The following is a 12238-nucleotide window of genomic DNA, read 5'->3' on the forward strand; positions in this document are numbered from 1 at the left end:
GGGCCCCCGGCCGGCCGCGTCACTTCCCTGTGCGATCCGTGCGGCCGGTGCCGAAGGCCCGCAGGAACGTGTCCACGCCGGCGACGACGACGTCGGAGAGCTCGCCGGAGTCGAGGGGCCGGGATCCGCCGTAGGTCGGCAGCTCCTCGTAGACCAGCGCGATGAACTGGTTGGCGGCCCGTACCGGGTCCTCGATGCGCAGGTGGCCGGCGTTGGCGAGGCGCGCGAGGCGGCCGGCGAGGGCCTCGATGAACTGGTCGGGGCCGCTGGCGCGCACGGCGTCGAGCAGGTCGGGGAAGCGCACGGCCTCGGCGTACAGCAGGCGGCGCACGGCCTGCGAGCTCTCGTCGACGTAGCAGGCGACCAGTTTGTGCGCGACCTCCTCGAGGCCGGTGCGCAAGGCCTCGTCGTCGCCGGGGAACGACTCCAGGGCCGCGAGGCTCTTGGCGTTGGACCGCGCCGCGGTGTCGGTCATCACGTGGCGGAACAGGTTCTCCTTGGAGCCGAGGTGGTTGTAGATGGTGGGCTTGGCCACCCCCGCCTCGGTGGCGATCATGTCGAGGCTCGCCTGCGTGTAGCCGACCCGCGAGAAGACGCGGAGCGCCGCCTCCAGGATGGCCCGGCGCTTGTCGAGCCTCCCGCGGTCGGCCGGCGGCGGTGTCTTCTTCTCGGTCTCGCCAACGCTCATTTCGCCATGCTACCGTCCTAAGCATCGAATTGAACTACTCAGTTCAAATGCCTTGCCCTTACAGTTAAAGGGAGTTGTCATGTCCGACACGACCGCGGCGGGGAGCGGGCCCGCACGGCTCGACTCCGCGCTGCTGACGCTGATCGGCGTGATGGTGCTCGGCGGGATGATGTCCTACCTGGACGCGACCATCGTCAACGTCGGGATCAGCACGCTCAGCGGCGAGTTCCAGGCCACCCTCTCCACCATCGAGTGGGTGACGACCGGCTACCTGCTCGCGGTCGCGGTCGCCATCCCGCTCGCCGGCTGGGCCACCGTCCGCTTCGGCGCCAAGCGCATGTGGCTGCTCGGGTTGTCGCTGTTCCTCGCCGGTTCCACGCTGTGCGCGTTCGCGTGGAACGCCGAGAGCCTCATCGCCTTCCGCGTCCTGCAGGGCTTCGGCGGCGGCATGGTCGACCCGATCATGATCGGCGTCGTCGCCGGCGCCGCCGGGCCGCAGCGCATCAGCCGGGTGATGGGCCTGATCTCGGTGCCGATCACCCTCGGCCCCGTCATCGGCCCCATCGTCGGCGGCCTGATCCTGGAGAACCTCTCGTGGCAGTGGATGTTCCTGGTGAACATCCCGTTCGCGCTGGCCGCGATCATCCTCGCCGTCGTGGTGCTCCCCGCCGACCCGCCGCGTGAAGGCGGCCCCGTGCCGGTCGACTGGCTCGGTGTCCTCCTGCTTCCCCCCGGCTTCGCGGCGCTGGTGTTCGCGCTGTCGCAGGCGGCGGGACACGGCTTCGGCAGCGCGACGGTCATCGGCGGTCTGGTCGCCGGAGTGGTGCTGTTCGCCGCGTACATCGCGCACGCGCTCGCCACGCGCGGCACGCCGCTGCTGGACCTGCGGCTGTTCCGCAGCAAGGGGTTCACCGCGAGCGTCACCACGATGTTCCTGATCGGCGGCGGCCTGTTCTCGCTGCTGTTCCTGCTGCCGCTGTACTACCAGCAGGTGCGCGGGCTCTCCATCCTGCAGTCGGGCCTGCTGCTCGCGCCTCTCGGCGTCGGCACGCTGATCGGCATGCCGGTGGCCGGCAACCTCGCCGACAAGTTCGGGCCGCGGCGCCTGGTGCCGGTCGGCGCGCTGCTCATCGCCGGCGGCGCGCTGGTGTTCACCGGCTCGGGACCGCAGACGTCGCAGGTGCTGCTGACCGCCGCGCAGCTCGCCATCGGCTTCGGCCTCGGGCTGGTCGGCGCGCCGACCATGGGGTCGGTGTACCGGACGGTGCCGGGTGACGCGGTCGCCGGGGCCACCGGCGCGGTGTTCATCCTCAACCAGATCGGCGCCTCGCTCGGCATCGCCGTCGTCGCGCTCATCCTGCAAGGCGGCGGCGCGCACGCCACACCCACCACCGAGTCGTTCGGCGACGCCTTCTGGTGGCCGTTCGCCGCCGGCCTCGTGGTGTTCCTCGCCGGCCTGCTGCTTCCCGGCAGGCAGGAGCCGGCCCCCGACGTCCCCGCAGCCGCGCCGGCCGAGCCGGTCGGCGGCAACGCCTGACCCCGCACCCTGTCCGCCGGACCGGCCCGCTCCGGTCCGGCGGCGCGCACCACCCGGAGGAAGCACCATGACCAGCGGCTTACCCGTCTCCGTGCTGGACGTCGTCCCCGTCTTCGAGGACGGCACGGCCACCGGCGCGCTGCGCGAAACCGTGGCGATCGCACCGAAGGTCGAGGAACTCGGCTACCTGCGGTACTGGGTCGCCGAGCACCACAACACCACGAGCCTCGCCACCTCCACCCCCGGCGTCCTCGCCGGCCGGCTCGCCGCCGCCACCTCGACGCTGCGTGTCGGCTCCGGCGGGGTGCTGCTGCCGAACCACGCGCCGCTGGTGGTCGCCGAGCAGTTCGGCACGCTGGAGGCGCTGCACCCCGGCCGCATCGACCTCGGCCTCGGCCGGGCCCCCGGCACCGACCCGCTCACCGCTCGCGCGCTGCGCAGGAGCGCCGAGGGAGGCGACGACTTCGCGGCACAGATCACCGAGCTGCGCGGCTACTTCGCCCCCACCGGTCACGTCGGCGGCATCGTCGCGGTGCCCGCGGCCGAGGCCCGGCCCGACCTCTGGGTCCTCGGGTCCAGCCCGGGGAGCGGTGAGCTCGCCGGGTCACTCGGCCTGCCGTACGCCTACGCGCACCAGATCAACCCGCACGCCACCGCGCAGGCCCTCGCCAGGTACCGCGCCGCGTTCCGTCCCTCGCCGATCTGCGAGCGGCCGCGCACCCTGGTCGCCGCGCTCGTCACGGTCGCGGACACCGACGCGCAGGCCATGGAGGCGGCGGCGTCGTACCTGCTCGGCAAGATCCGCATGCGGACGTCGCCGCGGTTCGACGCGTTCCCCTCGGCGCAGGCGGCCGCCCGCCACGTGTACGGCGACCTGGAGCGGCGGTTCGTCGAGGACCTGGTGGAGCCGCAGTTCGTCGGCGGTCCCGAGACGGTGCGCGCGAAGCTCGCGCGGCTGGTGGAGAGCACCGGCGCGGACGAGCTGATGGCACTCACCGTGGTGCCGTCGCAGGAGGACCGGCTGCGGTCGTTCACGCTGCTCGCCGAGGTGGCGGCGACCGCCGGGCCCGCCGTGAACGTTTCAGCGCGGCTTTAGCACCCCTGCCGACAGTACGACGTACTTCGCACGACCCCGAGCACCGCTGGAGCAGTCATGTCCCCGCGTCGTACCGCCGTCACGGCCGCAGTCTTGTCGCTTCTCTCCCTGGCCGTCGCGGCGTGCGGCTCCCCCGCCGCCCCCGCGAACCCCTCCGGCTCCGGCGCCACGGGGGCCGCCGAGCCCAGGGCCGGCGGCGCCGTCACCCACGCCACCGGCAAGGAACCCGACTGCTGGGACCCGCACGCGAGCGCGCAGGACGTCACCGCGTACCTGCAGCGGCCGGTGTACGACTCGCTGGTCTACCAGGCCCCCGACGGCAAGCTGTCGCCGTGGCTGGCCACCGGCTGGAAGGTCGGCGCGGACGGCAAGGAGTACACCTTCACCCTGCGGCAGGACGTGACGTTCCACGACGGCGGCAAGCTCGACGCCGAGGCGGTGAAGGCCAACTTCGACCACATCACCGCCAAGAAGACCCAGTCGCAGTACGCGGCCGGGCTGCTCGGCCCCTACGAGGGGATCACGGTGAGCGGGCCGTACGAGGTGAAGGTGCGGTTCAGCCGGCCGTACGTGCCGTTCCTGCAGGCCGCGAGCACCACGTTCCTCGGCATCGCCTCCCCGGCGTCGCTGAAGGCCGGGGCCGACAAGCTGTGCGCCGGTCAGTCGGTGGGGTCGGGGCCGTTCAAGGCCGGTGACTACGTGCGGGGCCAGCAACGGCTGTACACCAGGAACCCGGACTACCGCTGGGGACCCGAGGCGACCGGCCGGACCGGTCCCGCGCCGCTGGACTCGGTCAAGGTGCGGTTCATCCCCGAGGCGGCGACGCGGGTCGGCGCGCTGACGTCCGGCCAGGTGGACTCGGCAGACGGCATCCCCGCCACGCAGAAGGCGCTGATCGAACGCGACCAGCGGCTCTCCGTGCTGGAGGGCCAGGTGCCCGGCGCGGTGGACGCGTTCTACCTCAACACCAAGAGCCCGTTGTTCTCCGACAAGAGGGTGCGTGAGGCGTTCCAGCGGGCCATCGACCTGGACGCGCTGGTGAAGTCGGTGTTCCAGGGGGCCAACGCGCGTGCCTGGAGCCTGCTGTCCCCCACCACCCCCGACAGCTACGACGCCTCGCTCGAGGGGACGTGGCCTCCGGACCGCGCGCTCGCCGAGCGGCTGCTCGACGAGGCCGGGTGGACCGGACGCGACGCCGAGGGGTACCGCACCAAGGACGGCAGGCGGCTCAGCGTCGTCGCACCGGTGTACGGCGAGGCGTCGACGTTCTCGCAGGCCGTGCAGGGTGACCTGAAGAAGGTCGGCATCCACTTCGACCTCAAGGCGTCCACCGACGCCACCGAGGTGTCCACGATGCTGGACGAGGGCCGCTACGACGTGGTGGAGCTGTCGTGGGCCCGCGCCGACGGCGACATCCTCAGCCACTTCTTCTTCTCCACCGAGTCCTCCGTCGGCGGTGGCCACAACTTCGCCAAGGTCGCCGACCCCGAGGTGGACAAGTGGCTGACCGGCGCGCAGACGACGGGTGAGCCGGCCGAGCGTGCCGCGCTGTACGCGAAGGTCCAGAAGTGGGCCCTGGACAACGCGGCGGCCGTCCCCGCGTACGTCACGACGCAGACCGTCGGGTTCAGCAAGAAGGTCCACGGCCTGCGGCTGAACATCGCCTCGTGGCCGGAGTTCGCCGCCGCGTCGGTCGAGGCCTCCTGATGGGTTCCGCCGTCCGTACGGTGGCGGCCCGGGTGGCGGGAGGCATCCTCGTCGTCTGGGCCGCCGCCACGTGCGCCTTCCTGGTGCTCCAGCTCATCCCCGGTGACCCGGTGAACTCGATCATCGGTTCCAACGCGCTGGTGAGCCCCGAGCAGCGTGCGGAGATCAGGCACCAGTACGGGCTGGACCTGCCGTTCGCCGCGCAGTACCTCGCCTACCTCGGCCGGCTCGCCACCGGCCGGCTCGGGGACTCCTACCAGTTGCAGCAGCCGGTCTCCGAGGTGATCGCCGGTCAGCTCGGGCCGACGGCGCAGCTCGCGCTCGCGGCGACCGTGCTCGCGCTGGTGCTGTCGGTCGCGGTGACCGTGGCGACCTCAGGTCGCGCGGCGTGGCCGCGCCGGGTGTCGGGGGTCGTGGAGCTGCTGGTGGTGTCCACGCCGTCGTTCTGGCTCGGCATCATGCTGCTCACGGTGTTCTCGTTCCGGCTCGGCTGGCTGCCGGTGTCCGACAGCGGGGACGCGCGGTCGCTGATCCTGCCGGCGTTCACGCTGGCGCTGCCGATCGCCGCCGTGCTCAGCCAGGTGATGCGCGAAGGCCTGCTCGGCGCTCTGGAGCAGCCGTTCGTGCTGACCGCGCGCGCACGGGGCCTTCCCGAGCGCACGGTCCGCTCACGGCACGCGCTGCGGCACGCCGCGCTGCCGGCGCTGACACTGGCCGGCTGGTTCACCGGCACGCTGCTCGGCGGCGCGGTCGTCGTCGAGAACGTCTTCGCCCGCTCCGGTGTCGGCCGCATCACGCTGCAGGCGGTCGCCGACCGGGACCTGCCGGTGGTGCAGGGGGTCGTGGCGCTGTCGGCGGTGGTGTTCGTGGCCGTCAGCGCGCTGGTGGAGGTGCTGTACGCGGTCGTGGACCCGCGGCTGCGCCGCCGTACGGGGGTGACCGCCGCATGACGGCCGACATCTCCGTGGCGTCGCGGGTGCGCGCGGTGCGGCTGCCGAAACCGGCGGTGCTGCTGTCGGCGGCGGCGCTCGGGCTGATCCTGCTCGCGGCGGTACGTCCCGGGCTGCTCGCCGCCGGTGACCCGTCGGGGACCGACGCGCTGAACGCGCTGGCCCCGCCGGACGCCGCGCATCCGTTCGGCACCGACCAGCTCGGCAGGGACGTCTTCACCCGCGTCGTGCACGGCGCGCGGTACTCGCTCGCCATCGGCGCCGCCGCGACCGGCGCGGGACTCGCCGTGGCGCTGGTCTGGGGTCTGGCGTCCGCGTTGTCCGGCCGGTTCGGTGACGCGGTGCTGATGCGCACGGCGGACGCGCTGCTGGCGCTGCCGGGTCTGCTGCTGGCCCTGATGGTGGTGCTCATCGCGGGGAAAGGCGTCAACGGCGCGACGATCGCGGTCGCGGCCGGCATCGCACCGGGGTTCGCGCGCGTGGTGCGGGCCCAGGCCCTGGTGGTGCGCCGGTCGGGGTACGTCGAGTCGGCGGTGGCGCTCGGCGTGCGGCGTCCGCTGATCGTGCTGCGGCATGTGCTGCCGAACACCGTCGGGCCGCTGCTCGTCGTCGGCACGGTCACGCTCGGCGCGTCGATCTCCACCGGCGCCGCGCTCAGCTACCTCGGCCTCGGCGCGCAGCCGCCGACGCCGGAGTGGGGGGCCATGCTGACCGAAGGCCAGGGCTTCCTGCACCTGGCGTGGTGGATCGCCTTGTTCCCCGGCCTGATGCTGGTCGTCACGGTCGTCGCGGTCACCGTGCTCGGCCGGCACGCGCAGGCCCGATCAGAAGGACGGTACGTGTCATGACGGGCCTGCCGTCGCTCGACGTCGCCGGGCTCGACGTCACCTTCGGCTCCGGCCCCGGCGCGGTGCGCGCCGTGCGGTCGGTGTCACTGACCCTGCGCCCCGGCCGGTGCCTCGCGCTGGTCGGCGAGTCCGGGTCCGGCAAGTCGGCGCTGGCGCGGGCCCTGCTCGGCCTGGCCGGGCCCACGGCCACCGTCACCGCAGAGCGTCTCGTCGTCGGCGGCCGGGACGCGCGGACGTTCGGGCCGCGCGAGTGGCGCAAGGTGCGCGGCCGGCACGTCGGGCTGGTCGCGCAGGACGCGCTGGTCGCGCTCGACCCGCTGCGGCCCGTCGGCCACGAGATCGCCGAGTCGCTGCTCGCGCACCGCGTGGTGCCGCGCGGCAAGGCCACCGAGCGCGCCGTCGAACTACTCGCCGGCGTCGCGGTACCCGAACCCGAGGTCAGGGCCAGGCAGTACGTCCACCAGCTGTCGGGGGGACTGCGGCAGCGCGCGCTCATCGCCTCGGCCATCGCGGCCGGACCCGGGACGCTCGTCGCCGACGAGCCGACGACGGCGCTCGACGCGGCCGTGCAGGCCCGCATCCTCGACCTGCTCGGCGAGCTCAAACGCGGCGGCACGGCGCTGCTGCTCATCTCGCACGACCTGGCCGTCGTGGAGGCGCTCGCCGACGACGTCGCGGTGATGCGCCACGGCGAGATCGTGGAACACGGCCCCGCCGATCGTGTGCTCGACGAGCCCCGGCACGTCTACACCAAGGAACTGCTCGCGGCGGTACCGGGAAGCCGTCCCCGGCCGCCGCGTGAGACGCGGCCCCCGGCGAGCGAGGACGCCGGGGAGCCGCTGCTCCGGGTCGGCGGGGTCGTCAAGCGCTTCGCCGGGGACGGCGGGACGCGGCGCACCGCCGTCCACGACGTGAGCCTCACCCTGGAGGCAGGCGAGACGCTCGGCGTGGTCGGCGAGTCGGGGTCCGGCAAGACCACCTTGGCACGCATGGTGCTCGGGCTGCTGGAACCCGACGACGGCACGGTGCTGCTCGACGGCCTGCCGTGGAGCGGGGTCCCCGAACGGCGGCGCCGGCCGCGGCGCGGCGCGCTCCAGCTCGTGCCGCAGGACCCGCTGAGCGCGTTCGACCCACGCTGGCGCGTGTCCAGGATCGTCGGCGAGGCCCTCGCCGCGGCGCGGGTGCCGCGCGGCGAACGCGCCGGCCGTGCCGCCGAGCTGCTGGAACGGGTCGGTCTCGGCGCGGAGCTGCTGGAACGGCGGCCGAAGGCCCTGTCCGGCGGCCAGCGGCAGCGGGTCGCGATCGCGCGTGCGCTCGCGGCACGGCCGCGGCTGCTGGTGTGCGACGAGCCGGTGTCCGCGCTGGACGTGTCGGTACAGGCCCAGGTGCTGGCGCTGCTGCGTGAACTCCAGGCCGGTCTCGGGCTCGCGATGCTGTTCATCTCGCACGACCTGGCCGTCGTCCGCGAGGTCTGCGACCGGGTGCTGGTGATGAAGGACGGCGTGGTCGTGGAGTCCGGCCCCGTGGAGGACGTGTTCGCGAACCCCCGCCACCCCTACACCCGCGCGCTGCTCGACGCGGTGCCCCGCCGCGCCAGGCAGGCCCGCGTGCCGGCCGAGACCCATGGCGGGCCCGGAGAACCCGTGCATGATCGACTTTAGAACGGGCCAACAACCGGCTGCCAGCCTCGTCGCGCCAGCACAGGCCCGCGACGGGCCAGAGCCCTTCCAGCCCCAAGGAACAGCGCTCATGACGAGCTCACCGGAAACACCGCGCGGCGCCAGGCTGCCCTCTCTCACCGGCCTGCGCTTCGCCGCGGCCCTCCTCGTTTTCGCCTTCCACAGCACCTGGCAGCACACCTTCATCGACGGCGCCGCCGGAGACGTACTCGGGTCGGTCTTCGGCCACGCCGGTTTCTACGGCGTCAGCTTCTTCTTCGTGCTCAGCGGTTTCGTGCTGACCTGGTCGGCACGGCCCGGCGACACCGCGCCGCGCGTGTGGCGGCGGCGGTTCGTCAAGATCTACCCCAACCACCTGGTGACGTTCGTCGTGGCCGGCGCGCTGCTGCTGCTCACGGCGCAGCAGCTCGCGCCGTGGCCCACGCTGGCCGGCCTGTTCCTGGTGCAGTCGTGGGTGCCGGACGTCGTCTACCCCAACACGATGAACTTCGTGAGCTGGTCGCTGTCGTGCGAGCTGCTCTTCTACCTGTGCTTCCCGTGGCTGCTGCGCGCGTTGAACAGGGTGCGGGCCCGGGGGCTGTGGCTGACGGCCGCCGCCATGGTCGCGGTGATCCTCGTGGCGCCTGTGGTGTCGACGTTCGCGATCGGCGGCACGCCGCTGCCGTTCATCGCCGACGGCTCACTGTCGTTCGAGCAGATCTGGTTCGTGTACTTCTTCCCGCCGGTCAGGGCCGCCGAGTTCGTGCTCGGCATGGTCGCCGCGCGGCTGGTCATCGCCGGCCACCGGCCGCCGATCCCGCTGCTGCCCGCGCTGCTCGTCGCCGTCGCCGGGTACGCCGTCAACTCGTCGGTCCCCTACCTGTTCGGCGTGGCAGGCTTGGCGGCGCTGTGGCTGACGCCGCTGGTCGCCGCCGCGGCGGTGACCGACCTGCGGGCCACACGCTCACCGTTCCGCGGCAGGACGATGGTGCGGCTCGGCGAGTGGTCGTTCGCGTTCTACATGGTGCACGGACTGGTCGTGACCTACCTGCCGCTGTGGCTCGTGCAGGGCCGCGACCTCGGGGCCGCGTCCAGGATCGGGCTGCTGGTCCTCGCGCTCGCGCTCTGCCTGCTGCTCGCGTACGCGCTGTTCACCTGGGTCGAGTCGCCGGCCGTGCGCCGGTTCGGCAGCCGCCGGACGACGGCGGCCCCACCCACGGCTCCCGTTCCCGTGACAGTTCTGGAGGCCAAAGAATGACAGAGACCGCGACCGTCGAGATCCCCGAGTACCCCCAGCAGCGCGGCTGTCCCTTCCAGCCGCCGGACGGATACGCCGGCTACGAGCAGCAGGGCCCGGTGTCGCGGGTGCGGCTGTACGACGGACGGCGGGTCTGGGCCGTCACGGGACACGCCGAGGCGCGGCAGGTGCTGCTCGACCCGGTCACGTTCTCCTCCGACCGGGTGCATCCGCACTACCCGGCGCTCGCGCCGCGGTTCGAGTCGGCGCGCAAGGTGCGCAACTTCATCGGCATGGACCCGCCGGACCACACGGTGCAGCGTCGCATGCTGCTGTCCAGCTTCACCGTGAAGAAGGTGCAGGCGCTGCGTCCCCGCATCCAGGCGCTGGTGGACGACCTGATCGACCGCATCGAGGCCGCGGGGCCGGTGGCCGACCTCGTGCCGGACTTCGCGCTGCCTGTGCCGTCCATCGTCATCTGCGAACTGCTCGGGGTGCCGTACGCCGACCACGGGTTCTTCGAGGAACAGTCGCGGCGCGTCGTCACGGGGAACACCACGCTGGAGGACAGCGCGGACGCGTTCGCGCAGCTCAGCACCTACCTGGACGGGCTGATCCGCCGCAAGCAGGACGAGCCGGGGGACGGGCTGCTCGACACGCTCATCGCCGAGCAGGTCCGGAGCGGGGCCCTGACGCGGCGTGAACTGGTGGACATCGCGTTGCTGCTGCTCGTCGCGGGACACGAGACCACGGCGTCGGCGATCGCGCTCGGCGTGCTGACACTGCTGGAACACCCCGGCGAGCTGGCCGCGCTGCGCGCCGACGAGCGGCTGCTGCCGACGGCCGTGGAGGAACTGCTGCGGTACATGGCGATCGCCGACGGCGTGGCGCGGTTCGCCACCGCCGACACCGAGATCGCGGGCCGGCGCGTCCAGGCCGGGGACGGCGTCGTCGTGGTGATCGCCACGGCGAACCGCGACGGCCAGGCGTTCCCCGACCCCGGCCACTTCACGGTGGAACGCGGCGCGCGGCACCACATCTCGTTCGGCCACGGCGTGCACCAGTGCATCGGCCAGAACCTGGCGCGCGCCGAGATGGAGATCGCGCTCGGCACGCTGTTCCGCCGCCTGCCGGGACTGCGGGCCGCCGCCGACCCGGGGACGCTGCCGATCAAGGAGGCCGGCGGCGTGCAGGGGATCTGGAAGCTGCCGGTCACCTGGTGAGCCCGTCGGGACGGGCCGCGCCTGCCGGGGTGAGACGGCCCGTCCCGGCGTCACCGACGAGAGGAGACAGACCATGCGTATCAGCGCCGACCAGGACCGCTGCCTCGGGGCCGGACAGTGCGTGCTGTCCGCACCGGAGCGGTTCGACCAGTCCGACGAGGGACTGGTGGTCGTGCTCGACGACGATGTGCCGGACCGGGACGCGGACGACATCCGCCTCGTCCTGTCGCTGTGCCCGTCGCAGGCCCTCACCCTGGAGGCGTGACCCATGCCGATCACCGGCACCCTCGCCGACGCGGTCCGCGTCCGCGCACCTTTGCGTTCCCTCGGCGAGCTGCCGCGGTACGACGAGGTGACGGTGACCGAACGCACGGCGCCGGGGCCGCCTGGGGCCCCGGACGTGCGGGTCCGCGTCTACCGGCCCCGTGTCCTGCCGTCCCCCGCGCCGGCCGCGCTGCTGCTGCACGGAGGCGCGTTCGTGCTCGGCAACCTGGACGCGGTGCATGACGCCGCGGCCCGGTCGGCGGCGCACGCCTCGGCGGTGATCGTCGCCGTGGGGTACCGGCTGGCGCCTGAGCATCCGTACCCCGCCGGCCTTGAGGACACCTACGCGGCGCTGACGTGGCTCGCCGCGAACGCCGCCGGTCTCGGCGTGGACCCTTCGCGTATCGGGGTGTCCGGCGCGAGCTCCGGGGCCGCGCTCGCCACCGGGGTCACCATGCTGAGCAGGGACAGAGGCGGGCCTGCCGTGTGCTTCCAGCACCTCACCACTCCCGCGCTGGACGACCGCCTCGGGACCGCGTCCATGCTGGAGTACACCGGCACGCCGATCTGGAGCCGGCCGCTGGCCGAGGAGAGCTGGCGCATGTACCTCGGGCCCGGCCTGTCCGATGTCTCCCACTACGCGGCCCCCGCGCGGGCCCGTCTTGAGCACCTCACCGGTCTGCCTGCCGCCTACATCTCCACCGCCGGGCTCGACCCGGTGCGGGACGAAGGCATCCTGTACGCGCTGCGCCTCACCGAGGCCGGGGTCCCCGTGGAGCTGCACAACTACCCCGGCCTGTACCACGCGTTCGGCGCGCCGCACCGGCCCGAGGACCAGCGGCGCATCGCCGCCGAGCATCTGGAGAGCCTCCGGCGCGGACTGCACGGGTCGTAGCGCCGCGAGGGACCGCGGTCTGGCCATGCCGGCTCTGACCGCGGCTTCGCCATGCCGGCCGTCGTAACGGGCCCGCTTGACTCCTGTTCGAATCGGACCGAAAACCACTTGTCCGGTTTAGTCCGCACTAAGCGC

The 12238-nt window shown here is 73.0% G+C and carries 11 protein-coding genes; 10 read left to right on the plus strand and 1 reads right to left on the minus strand.

The genetic code is table 11. The annotated features are described in order from the left end of the window. Nucleotides 1-19 precede the first annotated feature (19 nt). On the minus strand, nt 20-688 hold the full coding sequence (locus BJ992_RS23925) for a TetR/AcrR family transcriptional regulator (protein ID WP_184984632.1): 669 nt from the start codon (nt 686-688) through the stop codon (nt 20-22). 79 nt (nt 689-767) lie between these two features. On the opposite strand from BJ992_RS23925, the gene BJ992_RS23930 reads away from it, so the two are divergent. The 10 genes from BJ992_RS23930 to BJ992_RS23975 all read left to right on the plus strand — a co-directional run bounded on the left by BJ992_RS23930 (nt 768) and on the right by BJ992_RS23975 (nt 12103). Further along, the gene (locus tag BJ992_RS23930) at nt 768-2225 is read left to right on the plus strand and encodes a DHA2 family efflux MFS transporter permease subunit (RefSeq protein ID WP_184984634.1); all 1458 of its coding nucleotides are present in this window, start codon (nt 768-770) and stop codon (nt 2223-2225) included. 67 nt (nt 2226-2292) lie between these two features. Beyond that, nucleotides 2293-3321: an LLM class flavin-dependent oxidoreductase gene (locus BJ992_RS23935; RefSeq protein ID WP_184984637.1), complete on the plus strand. Its 1029-nt coding sequence runs from the start codon at nt 2293-2295 to the stop codon at nt 3319-3321. Between the two features lie 57 nt (nt 3322-3378). Beyond that, a complete protein-coding gene (locus tag BJ992_RS23940) occupies nt 3379-5028 on the plus strand; it encodes an ABC transporter substrate-binding protein (protein ID WP_184984639.1) in 1650 nt (549 codons plus the stop codon). Further along, entirely contained in the window at nt 5028-5978 is a 951-nt protein-coding gene (locus BJ992_RS23945; protein WP_184984641.1) for an ABC transporter permease, read from the plus strand. The genes BJ992_RS23940 and BJ992_RS23945 overlap by 1 nt, the downstream gene beginning before the upstream one ends. Continuing rightward, the gene (locus BJ992_RS23950) at nt 5975-6826 is read left to right on the plus strand and encodes an ABC transporter permease (protein WP_184984644.1); all 852 of its coding nucleotides are present in this window, start codon (nt 5975-5977) and stop codon (nt 6824-6826) included. The genes BJ992_RS23945 and BJ992_RS23950 overlap by 4 nt, the downstream gene beginning before the upstream one ends. Further along, nucleotides 6823-8487 carry a dipeptide ABC transporter ATP-binding protein gene (locus BJ992_RS23955; protein ID WP_184984646.1) on the plus strand — a complete coding sequence of 555 codons (1665 nt, stop codon included), beginning with the start codon at nt 6823-6825 and terminating at the stop codon, nt 8485-8487. Before BJ992_RS23950 ends, BJ992_RS23955 begins: the two co-directional genes overlap by 4 nt. A gap of 88 nt (nt 8488-8575) precedes the next feature. After that, on the plus strand, nt 8576-9742 hold the full coding sequence (locus BJ992_RS23960; protein WP_184984648.1) for an acyltransferase family protein: 1167 nt from the start codon (nt 8576-8578) through the stop codon (nt 9740-9742). Next, a complete protein-coding gene (locus BJ992_RS23965) occupies nt 9739-10944 on the plus strand; it encodes a cytochrome P450 (RefSeq protein WP_184984650.1) in 1206 nt (401 codons plus the stop codon). Before BJ992_RS23960 ends, BJ992_RS23965 begins: the two co-directional genes overlap by 4 nt. Nucleotides 10945-11017: 73 nt before the next feature. Then, nucleotides 11018-11209: a ferredoxin gene (locus BJ992_RS23970; protein ID WP_184984652.1), complete on the plus strand. Its 192-nt coding sequence runs from the start codon at nt 11018-11020 to the stop codon at nt 11207-11209. Nucleotides 11210-11212: 3 nt separating this feature from the next. Further along, nucleotides 11213-12103 (plus strand): alpha/beta hydrolase, encoded by an 891-nt coding sequence (locus tag BJ992_RS23975; protein WP_184984654.1) that lies wholly within the window; start codon nt 11213-11215, stop codon nt 12101-12103. The last annotated feature ends 135 nt before the right edge of the window (nt 12104-12238 follow it).

It is taken from the genome of Sphaerisporangium rubeum (genome assembly GCF_014207705.1).
In the GTDB taxonomy this organism is placed as follows: Bacteria; Actinomycetota; Actinomycetes; order Streptosporangiales; family Streptosporangiaceae; genus Sphaerisporangium; species Sphaerisporangium rubeum.